At 59.8% G+C, this 13,458-nt stretch carries 19 protein-coding genes; 8 read left to right on the top strand and 11 right to left on the bottom strand.

Features of this window, described 5'->3' with window-relative positions; translation table 11 throughout:
• Nucleotides 1-101: 101 nt before the first annotated feature.
• From infA to AC1DJB_RS01035, 7 genes are all read left to right on the top strand, one after another.
• Nucleotides 102-323 (top strand): translation initiation factor IF-1, encoded by a 222-nt coding sequence (infA, locus tag AC1DJB_RS01005; protein WP_009358723.1) that lies wholly within the window; start codon nucleotides 102-104, stop codon nucleotides 321-323.
• 75 nt (nucleotides 324-398) lie between these two features.
• A complete protein-coding gene (gene rpmJ, locus AC1DJB_RS01010) occupies nucleotides 399-512 on the top strand; it encodes a 50S ribosomal protein L36 (RefSeq protein ID WP_011775570.1) in 114 nt (37 codons plus the stop codon).
• A gap of 192 nt (nucleotides 513-704) precedes the next feature.
• The gene (gene rpsM, locus AC1DJB_RS01015) at nucleotides 705-1,082 is read left to right on the top strand and encodes a 30S ribosomal protein S13 (RefSeq protein ID WP_011775569.1); all 378 of its coding nucleotides are present in this window, start codon (nucleotides 705-707) and stop codon (nucleotides 1,080-1,082) included.
• Between the two features lie 44 nt (nucleotides 1,083-1,126).
• Complete coding sequence (rpsK, locus tag AC1DJB_RS01020) at nucleotides 1,127-1,528, top strand: 30S ribosomal protein S11 (RefSeq protein WP_028265083.1); 402 nt, start codon at nucleotides 1,127-1,129, stop codon at nucleotides 1,526-1,528.
• 142 nt (nucleotides 1,529-1,670) lie between these two features.
• A complete protein-coding gene (locus tag AC1DJB_RS01025) occupies nucleotides 1,671-2,681 on the top strand; it encodes a DNA-directed RNA polymerase subunit alpha (protein WP_011692778.1) in 1,011 nt (336 codons plus the stop codon).
• A gap of 66 nt (nucleotides 2,682-2,747) precedes the next feature.
• The gene (gene rplQ, locus AC1DJB_RS01030) at nucleotides 2,748-3,308 is read left to right on the top strand and encodes a 50S ribosomal protein L17 (RefSeq protein WP_284991839.1); all 561 of its coding nucleotides are present in this window, start codon (nucleotides 2,748-2,750) and stop codon (nucleotides 3,306-3,308) included.
• 32 nt (nucleotides 3,309-3,340) lie between these two features.
• A complete protein-coding gene (locus AC1DJB_RS01035) occupies nucleotides 3,341-4,231 on the top strand; it encodes a tRNA pseudouridine synthase A (RefSeq protein WP_306958961.1) in 891 nt (296 codons plus the stop codon).
• A gap of 105 nt (nucleotides 4,232-4,336) precedes the next feature.
• Here the strand turns inward: AC1DJB_RS01035 and AC1DJB_RS01040 are convergent, their stop codons facing one another.
• The 11 genes from AC1DJB_RS01040 to AC1DJB_RS01090 form a co-directional block, all read right to left on the bottom strand.
• On the bottom strand, nucleotides 4,337-5,245 hold the full coding sequence (locus AC1DJB_RS01040) for a type II secretion system F family protein (RefSeq protein ID WP_441432570.1): 909 nt from the start codon (nucleotides 5,243-5,245) through the stop codon (nucleotides 4,337-4,339).
• 9 nt (nucleotides 5,246-5,254) lie between these two features.
• Nucleotides 5,255-6,202: a type II secretion system F family protein gene (locus AC1DJB_RS01045; RefSeq protein ID WP_441432569.1), complete on the bottom strand. Its 948-nt coding sequence runs from the start codon at nucleotides 6,200-6,202 to the stop codon at nucleotides 5,255-5,257.
• Complete coding sequence (locus AC1DJB_RS01050; protein ID WP_441432667.1) at nucleotides 6,199-7,539, bottom strand: TadA family conjugal transfer-associated ATPase; 1,341 nt, start codon at nucleotides 7,537-7,539, stop codon at nucleotides 6,199-6,201. Before AC1DJB_RS01050 ends, AC1DJB_RS01045 begins: the two co-directional genes overlap by 4 nt.
• Nucleotides 7,540-7,658: 119 nt before the next feature.
• Entirely contained in the window at nucleotides 7,659-8,855 is a 1,197-nt protein-coding gene (locus AC1DJB_RS01055; RefSeq protein ID WP_476909836.1) for an AAA family ATPase, read from the bottom strand.
• The gene (cpaB, locus tag AC1DJB_RS01060; RefSeq protein ID WP_441432567.1) at nucleotides 8,852-9,604 is read right to left on the bottom strand and encodes a Flp pilus assembly protein CpaB; all 753 of its coding nucleotides are present in this window, start codon (nucleotides 9,602-9,604) and stop codon (nucleotides 8,852-8,854) included. The genes AC1DJB_RS01055 and cpaB overlap by 4 nt, the downstream gene beginning before the upstream one ends.
• A gap of 21 nt (nucleotides 9,605-9,625) precedes the next feature.
• Nucleotides 9,626-10,636 carry a pilus assembly protein TadG-related protein gene (locus AC1DJB_RS01065; protein ID WP_441432566.1) on the bottom strand — a complete coding sequence of 337 codons (1,011 nt, stop codon included), beginning with the start codon at nucleotides 10,634-10,636 and terminating at the stop codon, nucleotides 9,626-9,628.
• Nucleotides 10,624-11,010 carry a TadE/TadG family type IV pilus assembly protein gene (locus tag AC1DJB_RS01070; RefSeq protein WP_441432565.1) on the bottom strand — a complete coding sequence of 129 codons (387 nt, stop codon included), beginning with the start codon at nucleotides 11,008-11,010 and terminating at the stop codon, nucleotides 10,624-10,626. The genes AC1DJB_RS01065 and AC1DJB_RS01070 overlap by 13 nt, the downstream gene beginning before the upstream one ends.
• 56 nt (nucleotides 11,011-11,066) lie before the next feature.
• The gene (locus AC1DJB_RS01075; RefSeq protein WP_441432564.1) at nucleotides 11,067-11,270 is read right to left on the bottom strand and encodes a Flp family type IVb pilin; all 204 of its coding nucleotides are present in this window, start codon (nucleotides 11,268-11,270) and stop codon (nucleotides 11,067-11,069) included.
• 119 nt (nucleotides 11,271-11,389) lie between these two features.
• The gene (locus tag AC1DJB_RS01080) at nucleotides 11,390-11,566 is read right to left on the bottom strand and encodes a Flp family type IVb pilin (protein ID WP_441432563.1); all 177 of its coding nucleotides are present in this window, start codon (nucleotides 11,564-11,566) and stop codon (nucleotides 11,390-11,392) included.
• 23 nt (nucleotides 11,567-11,589) lie between these two features.
• Nucleotides 11,590-11,781 carry a Flp family type IVb pilin gene (locus AC1DJB_RS01085; protein WP_441432562.1) on the bottom strand — a complete coding sequence of 64 codons (192 nt, stop codon included), beginning with the start codon at nucleotides 11,779-11,781 and terminating at the stop codon, nucleotides 11,590-11,592.
• 268 nt (nucleotides 11,782-12,049) lie between these two features.
• The gene (locus tag AC1DJB_RS01090) at nucleotides 12,050-12,703 is read right to left on the bottom strand and encodes a prepilin peptidase (RefSeq protein ID WP_441432561.1); all 654 of its coding nucleotides are present in this window, start codon (nucleotides 12,701-12,703) and stop codon (nucleotides 12,050-12,052) included.
• A gap of 295 nt (nucleotides 12,704-12,998) precedes the next feature.
• Here AC1DJB_RS01090 and rplM point away from each other — a divergent pair, with 295 nt between their 5' ends.
• A complete protein-coding gene (gene rplM / locus AC1DJB_RS01095) occupies nucleotides 12,999-13,442 on the top strand; it encodes a 50S ribosomal protein L13 (protein WP_024817563.1) in 444 nt (147 codons plus the stop codon).
• The last annotated feature ends 16 nt before the right edge of the window (nucleotides 13,443-13,458 follow it).

The raw sequence follows: 13,458 nt of genomic DNA on the forward strand, positions 1-13,458 counted from the left end.
CGTGGAGTGGCAGGGGCCGGACGGTCAAACAAACAAAAAACGTCCGCAGATTTTCCGGTGCCTAACCGGAGGGCTGCGGCAAACAACAGTTAGCGGAGGATATGGCCAAGAAGGACGGGGTCATTGAGATCGAGGGCGTTGTGACTGAGGCGCTGCCCAATGCGATGTTTCGCGTTGAGCTCACCAACAAGCACATCGTTCTTGCACATATCTCGGGGAAGATGCGACAGCACTACATCAGGATTCTCCCTGAGGACCGCGTAGTGGTGGAGCTAAGCCCTTACGACCTCACACGTGGTCGCATCGTCTACCGCTACAAGTAATTGCTGGGCGGCAGCCTTGGGAAACCCGGGTAGTTGCCGCTCCAGCCGACCAACTGCAACACGCAAAGGAACGCCATGAAGGTCAAGCCGAGCGTTAAGCAGATCTGCGACAAGTGCAAAGTGATCCGCCGTAATGGCCGGGTCATGGTGATCTGCGAGAACCCGCGCCACAAGCAGCGCCAGGGCTAATTCCCCGCAAGGGAACTAGCGCCCGCGAGGGCAAACCTGGGTTGCTAACCCACGCAAGTAAATAAAGGCAGCACAAGCTGAATTGGGACGTATGGAGCCCGGACAGCTAACCCCCGGTCGGAGGCTGGGGCCGCACTGAAAGTGCGGGTGTACTGCCTACGACCTCCGGTTTATTCAAGGAGTACTGCCACTATGGCTCGTCTCGCTGGCGTAGACATTCCCCGCGAAAAGCGGTTGGAAATTGCGCTTACTTACATCTACGGCGTGGGCAAGACCCGTGCACACGAAACCCTGGCTGCCACCGGCATCAGCGCTGACGTTCGCGTCAAGGACCTGACTGACGCCGAACTGGTTCAGCTGCGTGACTACATTGAAGGCAACTACAAGGTTGAGGGTGACCTTCGCCGCGAAGTAGCAGCAGATATCCGCCGCAAGGTTGAAATCGGCAGCTACGAAGGCCTGCGTCACCGCAAGGGCCTGCCCGTACGCGGTCAGCGTACGAAGACCAACGCTCGTACCCGCAAGGGCCCGAAGCGCACCGTCGCCGGCAAGAAGAAAGCCGGCCGCTAGAAATAGCGCCGACTTTCCCCCGATAACTTTCTGTAGGAGAAATAATGCCCCCGAAGACTCGTGGCGCGGTTCGCAAGCCGCGTAAGAAGGACAAGAAGAATATCGCGCTTGGCCAGGCGCACATCAAGAGCACCTTTAACAACACCATCGTGTCCATCACGGACCCGAACGGTGCTGTAATCTCCTGGGCTTCCGCCGGTGAGGTTGGATTCAAGGGCTCCCGCAAGTCCACCCCGTTCGCCGCCCAGATGGCTGCCGAGGCTGCTGCAAAGCGCGCCCAGGAGCACGGTCTGCGCAAGGTTGACGTGTTCGTCAAGGGACCGGGATCCGGACGCGAGACCGCAATCCGTTCGCTGCAGGCCGCTGGCCTCGAGGTTGGCTCCATCCAGGACGTCACCCCCAGCGCCCACAACGGTTGCCGCCCGCCGAAGCGCCGCCGCGTCTAATTGGATTCTTGGCCTTGCCGGCCGGGTCCGCCACGGAACAGCCTGACTGTTCCGTGGCGCCCGGCCGGCAAAGCCGGAACCAAGCCGATTTCCACCACCTGTGTTGCGTCATATAGCGGATGCTCGCCGAAAGGAAACCTAAGTGCTTATTGCACAGCGCCCCACTCTGTCTGAAGAAGTAGTCTCCGAGAACCGCTCGCGTTTCATCATTGAACCGCTGGAACCGGGCTTCGGTTACACCCTCGGAAACTCCCTCCGCCGTACCCTGCTCTCCTCCATCCCCGGTGCTGCTGTAACCAGCATCCGGATCGATGGCGTGCTGCACGAGTTCACCACGGTTCCGGGTGTCAAGGAAGATGTCACTGAGATCATCCTGAACATCAAGAACCTCTCCGTGTCCTCCGAGCACGATGAGCCGGTTGTTGCATACCTGCGCAAGCAGGGCCCCGGAGTCGTCACGGCCGCGGACATCGCTCCGCCGGCCGGCGTCGAATTCCACAACCCGGATCTGCACATTGCCACGCTGAACTCGAAGGGCAAGTTCGAACTCGAACTGACCATCGAACGCGGCCGCGGCTACGTTTCGGCAGCTCAGAACAAGTCCGGCGACTCCGAGATCGGCCGTATTCCGGTCGACTCGATCTACTCGCCGGTCTTGAAGGTTACCTTCCGCGTGGAAGCTACCCGTGTTGAGCAGCGCACTGACTTCGACAAGCTGATTGTCGACGTCGAGACCAAGCAGGCTATCGCCCCGCGCGACGCCGTTGCTTCGGCAGGCACCACCCTGGTGGAACTGTTCGGTCTTGCACGTGAGCTGAACACCGCAGCTGAAGGTATCGAGATTGGCCCGTCGCCGACGGACGCTGCCCTGGCAGCCGACATGGCACTGCCGATCGAGGATCTGGACCTCACCGTCCGTTCCTACAACTGCCTCAAGCGTGAGGGCATCCACACCGTGGGTGAACTCGTTGCCCGCTCCGAGGCTGACCTGATGGACATTCGTAACTTCGGTGCGAAGTCCATCGATGAGGTCAAGGCAAAGCTGGTTGAACTGGGTCTGTCCCTCAAGGATTCCCCTCCCGGTTTCGATCTTGCAGCCCGCGCCGCAGCCATCGAAGAGGACGACGCCGCTTTCAGCGACGACGAGCTCTAACAAGCAGATCTTGGCCACCGAGTCCACGTTCGGACCCGGACGGCCTTCATTACAGGAGAAATTACTATGCCTACCCCCACTAAGGGTCCGCGCCTCGGAGGCGGTCCGGCTCACGAGCGCCTGATGCTCGCGAACCTGGCAGCATCGCTGTTCGAGCACAAGCGCATCACCACTACGGTCACCAAGGCCAAGCGCCTGAAGCCGTACGCAGAGCGCCTCGTGACCTTCGCCAAGCGCGGCGACCTGTCCTCCCGCCGTCGCGTACTCGGCCTGATCAGCGACAAGGGCATCGTCCACGAGCTGTTCACCGACATCGCCGGCGCCGTTGCCAACCGCGATGGTGGCTACACCCGTATCACCAAGATCGGCAACCGCAAGGGCGACAACGCTCCCATGGCTGTCATCGAGCTGGTTCTTGAGCCGGTTTCCCCGAAGCAGGCTGTAGTTGCCGAGGCAACTGCCGCTGCCAAGAAGGACGCTGAGAAGGCTGCTCCGGCCGCCGAAGAGACCGCTCCGGTTGCTGAGGAAGAGGTCGTTGAGACCGAAGCCGCAGAGACCGAAGCCGAGGCTCCTGAAGCTGAAGCTGCTGAAACCGAAGAGGCTCCGGCCGCTGAGGAAAAGAAGTAATTCACTGAATTCCTCACAGTAGACTTAAGTCTATGAACGAACGAAAACCCGCTGCCCCCGTTTTGGGGGGCGGCGGGTTTTTGCGTGTCCGGATGGATCTTTCGTACGACGGCGGCCCTTTCAACGGGTGGGCGCTCCAGCCCGGTCTCCGGACCGTGCAGGGATCGCTGGAGGAGGGGTTGGCGCTGATCGTGCGGCGCCCTGTGCGGGTCACCGTGGCGGGGCGGACCGACGCCGGTGTCCACGCCCGGGGACAAGTGGCGCACATTGACCTGTCCGAGGCCGAGTGGGACGGGCTGCCGAGGGGACACGAGATCGACCCCGCTGCCGCGTTGTTGCGGAGGCTTCGCGGCGCCTTGAGCCGGGTCCTTCAGGATGAAACCGGCGCCATTGAAGTGCACGACGTCGGATTGGCGCCGGACGGTTTTGACGCCCGCTTCTCAGCGTTGTGGCGTCGCTACAGCTACCGGATCGCCGATGGGCCGGAACGCTGGGATCCTGTCTTGCGCAGGCTCACCCTCTGGCACAAGGCGGAGTTGGACGAGGCCGCGATGAACGCGGGGGCCGCGACGCTGCTCGGGCTCCAGGATTTCCGCGCCTACTGCAAGCCCCGTGAGGGAGCCACCACTATCCGCGAACTGCAGCGGCTAGAGTTCGTCCGCGGCAGCGACGGCGTACTGCTCGCCAATGTCCAGGCCGACGCGTTTTGCCACAACATGGTGCGTGCGCTGGTGGGATCCGCATTGCGTGTGGGGGAGGGCCTGGAAAGTCCGGAGTGGCTGCACGAGCGTTTGCTCGCGGGGGTCAGGGACGCCAAGTCCGTGCTTGCCGCGCCTCACCCCTTGGTGCTTGAGGAAGTGGCCTATCCCTCTGACGACGAACTGTTTGCACGGGCCGAGCTGACGCGGGCACGGCGGGAGTAGGTTTGGGGGCGTCCACGGTACCCGCGAGGAGGTCCTCCTCGACTCTGGGTGTCGAGGAGGACCGGTCTTTGGGGGATTCGTTTGGCGCCCTCGACGTTAAGCTGTCTAGAACGCTCCGACGAAGTTCTTCATGACATTGATGACCGCTGGACCGATGATCACGATGAAGAGCACGGGCAAGATGCAAAACATGAGCGGAAACAGAACCTTGATAGGCAACTTCATCGCCTTTTCTTCGGCCCTTTGGCGCCGCTTGACACGCATCTGCTTCGCCTGCGTCCGGAGTACGTTTGCGATCGCGATCCCATAGGTGTCCGCTTGGACGACCGCCCGGACGAAGCTCCGAACATCCGGGACCGACACCCTCTCGGCCATGGCCAGATAGGCTTCCTTACGGCTGCGGCCCACCTGCATGTCCTGGAGCGTTCGGGCTAGTTCCGCAGCCAGCGGCCCTTTTCCGTTTTGGGCTGCCCTGGCCATCGCGGATTCAAAGCCGAGACCCGCTTCGACTGAAATGAGCATCTGGTCAAGCGTATTGGGTAGTTCCAACTCGATTGCTTCCTGCCTCTTCGCCCCGCGGCCGTGGATGAGAATGTCGGGAACGAAGTAGCTCAGCACCACCAGAAAGATGATGAAGAGAACGGCGTTGCTGCTCGGTGTTCTAAAAACCAAGAGGAACCCCAGGATGCTCACCACCAAGGCCGTCGCCGGCTTGGCTATCAACAGGCGTTCCAAAGGCATTCCGGCTGGTCGCCCTGCCCGCGCAAGGAGCTTGTCAAGCCAGCCCGCATAACCGGCGGGCGTCAGGCGAAGCCCTAAAGCGACCCGTTTTGCGTCGGAAGTGGAGCCGACCACAACGCCTGCATTCGAGGCGACGGGGACAGCGATTCCGCTGCGCCTGAGGTTGGTGCGAACTGCCGCGATCCCACTTCGGTCAACTGAAACAAACGACCACACTATGTAGGTGCAAGGCAGGACAACGAGTCCCACCATCAACCAGGCCATGGTAGTCACGATGCCCTCCTAGAACTTGATCTTGACAACACGGCTGAGCCAGAAACTGCCTGCAACCAGAAGAATGACGGCCGCGATCACCATCAACCACCCCAATGGGCTGGTGTAGAGCGTCCCGACATAATTGGGACTGGCTACGGTCAGGTAAAGGAACATGCCGAGGGGGAGAGCCACCAGGATGTACGCCGAGAGTTTCCCTTCGGCGCTGAGCGACTGCACCTGGCCCTTGATCTGAGCCCTTTCCCGCACGGTTTCCCCGACATGGTCCAACACTTCGGCAAGGTCACCGCCGACTTCTCGATGGATTTCAATTGCCTGGGCGGTCCAATCGAAGTCCTCGCTGCGCAATCTGCGCGCGGCATCCAACATGGAGTCCTTCAAGTCGCGTCCCAGGAGGGACTCGTTGACGAGCCGGGCGAATTCTTCCGAGGTAGGTGCTTCGGCTTCTTTTGCGACTGCGTCAACCGCTCGCAGGAGGCTGTGGCCTGCCCTGAGACCACCTGAGAGCATCAGCAGAGTGTCGCCGAGCTGTTCCTCGAATTTCTGCCGACGGCGGTTGGTCTTGAATTTCAAGAAGAGCATCGCGAGGAAAGGGGTAATCAACAGCGCCAGGATTCCGAGGAAGAAACCGGCCAATACGAAGCCAACGACCCCGGCTGTCACAGCAATGCAGGCAACCAAGAGGATGAAATCGGATTGGCGCAGTTTCAGCCCGGCTTGTTCAAGCAAATCGCGGCTGCCGAATCTAGAGTTTCGACTCACGTTTTGCTCAACGAAAGTTGTTGCCTTCCCGGTAACGCGGGTGAGGATCGATGGTTGCTCCGTCACTCCGGGCCGGCGTCGGGCCAGTGAGATCTGGTTCCGTCCCGATCCAATTGTCGTGAAGAACAGCGTGGCCAGGGCAACGAGCCAGAACCCGACGCCGATCGCGAAAAAGGCGGGTTCAGTGACGGTCATCGGAATGCGCCCCCAATCGGCACGGTTCCAAAGACGGCCGGTGAAAGCCCGATTCCAAGATCAGCGAAATGATCGACGAACCTCGGCCGCACTCCGGTCGGAACAGGGCGTCCGAGGAACCTGCCGTTAGCGTCCACCCCGGCACCATAGTCAAAGACGAAGGCGTCCTGGAGAGTGATGATGTCGCCCTCCATTCCCTGAACCTCCGTAACATGTGTAACCCGACGCGTGCCGTCGCGGAGACGGGAAATATGCACGATCAGGTTCACAGCGGATGCAATCTGCTCGCGAATGGCCCGGAGTGGCAGGTCCATTCCTGCCATCAGAACCAGGGTCTCAAGGCGGGCAATTGCGTCGCGGGGAGAGTTGGCGTGAACGGTTGAAATGGAGCCGTCGTGGCCCGTGTTCATTGCCTGCAGCATGTCGAGGGATTCACCCCCGCGCACTTCGCCGATCACGATTCTGTCCGGGCGCATGCGCAGCGAGTTCCGTACCAGTTCCCTGATGCTGACCTCGCCCTTTCCTTCGATGTTTCGTGGCCGGCTTTCCAGCCGAACCACATGCTCCTGCTGAAGCTGAAGTTCAATTGCATCCTCGATGGTGATGATGCGTTCTTCAGGTGGGAGGAAAGAGGACAGCACATTGAGAAGCGTGGTCTTCCCGGTGCCTGTACCGCCAGAAACGATGATGTTGAGCCGGCCCTGCACACAAGCGTGCAGGAGCTCGGCGATCTCCGGAGTCATGGTGCCGAACGAAATCAAATTCGCCACCGTGAGGGGAACATGGCCAAACTTTCGAATGGTGAGTGTCGAGCCACCGACGGCCAGCGGGGGAATGATCGCGTTAACGCGAGATCCATCCGAAAGCCGAGCATCGACGAGCGGCGAGGATTCGTCGATCCGTCGCCCGACTTTGGTGACGATGCGCTCGATGATCCGCCGGAGATGTTCTTCATCGCTGAATTTTGCGCCGGTCAGGTAGAGCTTGCCGGCCCGCTCCACGTAGACCTTGTCGGGCCCATTGACCATGATCTCGGTAACAGCCGTCTCATCGAGGAACCTTTGCAGTGGACCAAGACCCAGGACGTCGTCGGTGATCTCTTTAACGAGTCGCTGCCGCTCAAGCATGGAAAGCGGGATTTCGTCTTCTTCGATGATGGCGCGGAGTTCGTCCTTGACGTACTGGTGCAACTCCGCTTCCTCCATGGAAGCGTCGGTGATTCGGCTTCCCATTCGCTCGTAGAGAGCGGTCCCGGCACGGTCCTTGATTGCATTGAGTGCTTCATTGGTGTCGGAGGAATGCCGTTGTTCAACTGATGTAGACGCAGTGTGACTCATTGGATCGAGCCCCCCCGGGCCCCACGGGGCCGCCTGGGAGGTTGACTCCGAAGCCGACCCCGAAGCTGACGCAGTCGCTTTATCGAAATTGCGGGCTTCTTCCAGCCTTTTGGCGAGACTCATTGGACTACTACCCTTCTGTGAAGTTTCTTATGTGGCCTTTCTTCCCAAGACGGTTTGAACCGATCAACCAACTCGGAAAGTCCTCTGGCGGCGGCATCCTTGGATCCGTCTTGCAGCAAGGGCACACCTTTGTTGGTTGAAAACGGAACGGCGGTGGAGCGGCGAAGGACCACGTCAACCGGCGAACCAATCGTGGACTCCACGTCCTGAAGCGTGAGGCCGCTTCGACGGTCCGCGAAGTTCAGGACGATATGGCGCCTCTCCGGGAGAAGACCCACCTCATTGAGAATGTTCAGTCCCGTCCGGAGTCCGCGAATACTGGGAATGTCCATCCCGCAGACCCACACGACGTCCGTGGCTACCTCCAGGGTGGCGAGTACATTCTCACCCAGGCCAGGCGCGGTGTCGACAACAACAAACTGAAATTCATCTGAGAGTTGCTTGATCAGGTGCCCTACTTGATCACCCGAGATCTTGTCAGCGTCCACTGGATTGAGCGGAGCACAGAGCGCGTAGAGGCCGGCAGGATGCATCGTCAGATAAGACTTGAGGACCATGCTGTCCTGAACCGCGGCTCCGTCCACGGCGTCCGTAAGAGTTCGCTCAGGGTCAAGGTTGAGCCCCGAAGCAACATCTCCAAATTGCAGGTCCAAATCCAGTACGACGACGCTCATCGGCGCAACTTTGGCCAAACCCACAGCGAGGTTCGTTGTGACGGTCGTCTTGCCAACACCTCCCTTCGGAGACATGACCGCGATGACGCGGGCGCCGCTGGGGTGACTCTCTACTGAGCTTCCAAGGCCACGACGCCTCCCGGCGGCGGCCAGGCTTGCACGTTCGAGCATGGCGCGGATTTCATCCGCGTCCGCATTGGGCGACAGTAGATCGCGGACCCCGGCGCGCATTGCCGGCAGGGCTATTTCCGACCTGCTTTCCGTGACAAGGACGACGCTGATTTCCGGGAACTGAAGGTCGAAAAGGCTTGCTAGCCGGATCGAATCCTCGAGCGGGAGGCCTGGACCGAGGAGGATGACCTCGGCAATCTCTCCCGTCAGTACACGGAGTATGTCCTCCGGGCTCGGTGGCAGGTAATCAGCTGTGATCACGTGGAGGGTGCCGCGCAGGCCGGTGGCCGCATGCCGCGCCCTGCGCTCGAAGTCCGCATCACACGTGATCACTACGAACCGGCTCATCGGTACAGCTCCGTCTTCTTGATGACAACAGGTGCGCTTTCTGCTGCGGAGGCGGGTTCTTTGGTGAGCCATAACTTGCCGAACTCAGCTGCGAATGCCAATTTGGCTGAATCCACGTCACTGCGAGCGAAAGTCACGAGCAACTGGCCGGTTGGCAGTTCAGTGTTCGCCTGTTCCTGCGAGTTTGAGGTTGAGTTCGAAGCCTTGGCTTGGGAACGCTGCACGCTTGTGACCAGAACCTTGTGGAATACCTCCTGGGACGTTGCTGCGCTCGAGGAGTCACCGCCGGATCCGGCAGGGAAGAGGACGACGATACCTACCGTGTCGCCCGCGGCGATTCGTCCACCCACCACTCGCTGGGCCTCCAGTTGCACGGAGATTTCCTGCATTCCAGCCGGGACGGGAACAGAGCCAGGTGCCGCCAAGCTGCTGGGGTCGACTAGCCGTGCGCCCAGCAGGGCCTCGCCCGGCAAAAGGTCCGTTCCAGCCACTTTCCCTTGGACGCCGTCCAGGCTCTTGAGCGCACCGTTGGGGACGGACGCTGTCGGCAGAGACGTCAGCTTTACCGACGACCTAATCGTGTCAAGGCTGGCGCCCGAGGGAATCTGAGCCTGGACCACCAACACATCAACAGGTTGAAGGTCCTTCTGAGCCCGGGCTTCAGATCCTTGTACGTATGAGACCAGTAGCAGTGTGCCGGCGATTGCGAGCACTAGAGCAACGATGCCTCCCAGTAGGCGAGTTTTCACTTTCTTCCCCTTAATTAGTACCTAGTTGCTGAGACCGATGTTTTCGGTTCCGAGGTCCGATCCACCGCCACCACTGCCAGCCGCGTCGATGGTCTGATATTTGATGAACTGTCCGATGATGCAGCGATCATTTCCGCCCGAACATGCCAGCGAACTCGTCATGTTGGGGTCCGATGTCTTGTTCCGGAACTCATAGACGCCGTTGTTTCCGAATTTCCAACCCCAGATCTTGAAGGTTGCATAGCCGATGATGTTGAACGTGCCGTTATTGCCCTGGTTGCTGGCGTTGTCGAAGACCGGGAAGGTCACGTCGGCGTCACCGCCGCCAAGAATGGTGTCTTCCCAGCCTTGGAGAGTGCTCTGGCAAAGGCTCGGAGGGTTGTTTCCCGGGTCCGAGCCGATGGTGTTGCTTCCGACCTGCGTGCTTGCATAACACGGAGCACTCTGGGTCAGCCAACCCCAACCGCCAGGTATTTGCGTTCCGGATGGGCCAGTGCATGTTCCGCCTGGCTTGTACGAGATCCTTTGAACCTCAGCGGTTTGACTGGCGGACGACAAGTTGAAGCAGCTGTCCGAAATTGCCAGCGGGAATGCGCCGGCCGAGCCTAGCGGCCCCCATTTTGCTTGGGCGGAGGCGCGGATATCCGCTGTCTGAATCCCGAGGGCGCGTGCGAAGACGAGGGAGAAGTGATTGCTCGCGGACGGATCCTGGGCCTGAATGGTCACGTTCACAATGTTGCCGCTGACGGTTGCGACGATTGCTTGACCATGGCTGTCCAGGGTATTGCCATTGGCAAACTGTGCTGCGTATGCCGTCTGATCTGCGGGACAAGTGCCGGCCGGCAGTTTGGAACACTTTTGGGCAATCGCAATGGCCGCGGCATCCGCCCCGTTCTGGAGCTGTGCGTGCTCGGAATACATTGAGCCGACATCCACCGCGAACGCCGCCATACCAAGTAGGACCACCATGAGAAAGGCAGTCATCGGAGCTACGACGCCGCGCTCCGGTTGATCGATCCTTATCCGCCGCATCGCATAACACCTGTCCCTTTGACGGTCAGACTTGAAGGCATGCCTGGAATAAGTGCGGGGAAGCCGGTCATCCAGGCGGTCGTGTAGCTTACGTTGGCGACCGCGTTATTCCCCGAAGAACATGTGCCGGTGCCCGAATACGTGATGGTGATGTTTGACGCATTCAGAGCGACGGACGGCGCCGCCGCAATTCCGGCGCTCTGCGCATTTGAAGCGCTGTAAGTGGTCTCTGAACAGTGGATGGCCGCGTAGCGCGAGGCCTCCCGACCGGCTTCGGAAAGCGAAACTTGAATGTTGAAAGCCCTGCCGAATTCGGCGATTCCCAGAACAAGAACAATCAACAAGGGAAAGACGAGGGCGAATTCGACGGCCACTGCGCCCGATTCCCGGGTTGTGGTCGTCTTCGCGGTTGAACGGTTCCGGATTCTCATCACAGACCTGCCACAACATGTTCGAACCCTGGAACGAGTTGGGCCCCCAAAGTGCCTACGATCGTGAAAATGATCGTGGCGATGAAGGCAACGAGGAGGCTGTACTCTACGGCGCTGGCGCCGGCCTCGGAGGCACTCGTGACCCTGAGTGCTTTCCTCAGACGTAGTGAGAGAGTGATTACCTGAGACTTGAGACCTTGCACAACCCCTCCTTGACGAGAGTGATTACCAAATAAAAAGCCCAGGGGCGAAGTGGTTACCAGTGGAGCAGAAGCCCGTACTGTTCCGCCCGCCCCTGGGCTGATTACTTTGTTGTTGTTTGCTAGAGCTGGCTTGAGATGGAAGTGAAGGCGGTGTTGATCTGCCCGCCGAGCGTGCCGACGATCACGACAATGACCGCAGCGATCAGGGCTACGAGCAAGCCGTATTCGACTGCTGTTGCGCCCTTTTCCGATTTGAATAGCTGCTGCGCACGCCACCTAAGAATCAGTGCTTGCATTCCCAGAGTCTTCATCGGACTTGCTAGAGCTTGTTTGAGATGGTTGTGAAGGCGGTGTTGATCTGCCCGCCAAGAGTGCCGACGATAACAACGATGACGGCGGCGATGAGGGCTACGAGCAGGCCGTATTCAACGGCTGTCGCACCCTTTTCGGAATTAAAGCGCTCTTTGACGCCGGCGACGAAAGCAATGACGGAAACCATGAGAGATGACATTGGAAAACCCTTCCCAGATAAGTGAATTTGTCTACGAATCCCTGCCGCTTACATATCCCTTTGGCGGTTCGGATTTCGATAGGACAAGAATTGCCCCTGGGAGGGTTAACAAACAATGCGTAGTGGTACTCGTCTTTCCGGCAGTGGATGGCGCTGACTACTCGAAGTACGATTCACGGGTACTCGGTTTACCTGCCTAAGTACTACTTAGGCGCCCGCGCAGATGGGGCTCTTGTGAACCGAGGGAACTGGGAAGAACGTCAGGACCTCACGCAACGAGAAGGGCCACTCCAATTGCCGCGGCGAACATGGCAGGTCCGTGTGCCACCTCAGATGGCTTGGTTCCGCGCTTCAGGCGCAACATCAGCACCGTCACCACCCCGCCCACCACGAAGCCCAGCAGTCCCCCGTAGAACACGTGGGTCCAGCCCAAGTAGCCCAAGTACATTCCGAGTGGTGCCGAGAGCTTCACGTCGCCCATTCCGAGGCCTCCCGGAGAAATTAATCCGAGAATTAAGTACCCCAGGAACAAGATGACGCCGCCGGCAGCCGCTCGCAGCAGCCCCGGCCAGTCCGGAACAAGCACAGCCGACATAGTTAACAGACCAAGCCCGGACGCAAGCAGCACCAGGACCAGCGGGTTTGGAAGCAAATGGTGCGCGATATCAACGCGTGACAGCTGCACGGCGAGCACTGACAGGAGGAGATAGGCGGGGAGTGCCGGAGACAAGCCGAACCGCAGCGTCATGAGGGCAAACAACACCGCGGTGGCAACCGCCGTCGTGAGCCTTATGGCGGGGGAAGGGAGCCCGCCAAGCCGCGGCATGGACCAACTGATCAGAAGCTCTGCCAGAGGGCTCGTGAGCAGCCCCAGGAGCCCGAAGGCGGCCACAAGCAAGGGCTGGGCGGCAGTTGCTGTCATCGCATCTCCTAGGAGCTCAGGAAGGGTCTCAGTTGTTCACGCTGGTTGCCAGCCTATTTTGACCCTGAAGCTCCTTGCCGCTATTGTTGATAGTCGTTGTGCGTGTCCTTTCTCGATGACACATGCCCGCTTGGGGATCCAGTTGCAGGATCGTTAACTCGACAGGCATATCGGGACTTCGGGATGACTGGTACATAGAGCCCTCACCTCTGCTCCGGTAACGCATACCTAGTAGGCACACGCTTCAAGCGTGCCGCCTAAAACATGAACGCCAGAACAAGAACGAGGCAAAACCGTGCGTACGTACACCCCGAAGCCCGGCGATATCAACCGCCAGTGGCACGTCATCGATGCCACCGACGTTGTCCTTGGTCGTCTTGCCAGCCAGACCGCAACACTGCTGCGCGGAAAGCACAAGCCGACCTTTGCGTCCCACATGGACATGGGCGACTTCGTCATCATCATCAACGCTGAAAAGGTCGCCCTGACCGGCGCCAAGCTGGAGCAGAAGCGCGCATACCGCCACTCCGGCTACCCGGGCGGCTTGACCTCCGTCAACTACGCGGAACTGCTGGAATCCAACCCGGTCCGCGCCGTGGAGAAGGCCATCAAGGGCATGCTCCCGAAGAACTCCCTCGCTGCACAGCAGCTGGGCAAGCTGAAGGTATACCGCGGTGCAGAGCACCCGCACGCCGCCCAGCAGCCCAAGACTTTCGAAATCACCCAGGTCGCCCAGTAGTCCTGGCCACCAAACA

This window comes from Arthrobacter sp. 01T428 (assembly GCF_056398685.1).

Coding starts and splice junctions, on each gene's coding strand:
- infA (WP_009358723.1), top strand. CDS start 102: ATGGCCAAGAAGGACGGGGTCATTGAGATCGAGGGCGTTGTGACTGAG.
- rpmJ (WP_011775570.1), top strand. CDS start 399: ATGAAGGTCAAGCCGAGCGTTAAGCAGATCTGCGACAAGTGCAAAGTG.
- rpsM (WP_011775569.1), top strand. CDS start 705: ATGGCTCGTCTCGCTGGCGTAGACATTCCCCGCGAAAAGCGGTTGGAA.
- rpsK (WP_028265083.1), top strand. CDS start 1,127: ATGCCCCCGAAGACTCGTGGCGCGGTTCGCAAGCCGCGTAAGAAGGAC.
- rplQ (WP_284991839.1), top strand. CDS start 2,748: ATGCCTACCCCCACTAAGGGTCCGCGCCTCGGAGGCGGTCCGGCTCAC.
- AC1DJB_RS01035 (WP_306958961.1), top strand. CDS start 3,341: ATGAACGAACGAAAACCCGCTGCCCCCGTTTTGGGGGGCGGCGGGTTT.
- AC1DJB_RS01045 (WP_441432569.1), bottom strand. CDS start 6,202: ATGACCGTCACTGAACCCGCCTTTTTCGCGATCGGCGTCGGGTTCTGG.
- AC1DJB_RS01050 (WP_441432667.1), bottom strand. CDS start 7,539: ATGAGTCACACTGCGTCTACATCAGTTGAACAACGGCATTCCTCCGAC.
- AC1DJB_RS01055 (WP_476909836.1), bottom strand. CDS start 8,855: ATGAGCCGGTTCGTAGTGATCACGTGTGATGCGGACTTCGAGCGCAGG.
- AC1DJB_RS01065 (WP_441432566.1), bottom strand. CDS start 10,636: ATGCGGCGGATAAGGATCGATCAACCGGAGCGCGGCGTCGTAGCTCCG.
- AC1DJB_RS01080 (WP_441432563.1), bottom strand. CDS start 11,566: ATGCAAGCACTGATTCTTAGGTGGCGTGCGCAGCAGCTATTCAAATCG.
- AC1DJB_RS01085 (WP_441432562.1), bottom strand. CDS start 11,781: ATGTCATCTCTCATGGTTTCCGTCATTGCTTTCGTCGCCGGCGTCAAA.
- AC1DJB_RS01090 (WP_441432561.1), bottom strand. CDS start 12,703: ATGACAGCAACTGCCGCCCAGCCCTTGCTTGTGGCCGCCTTCGGGCTC.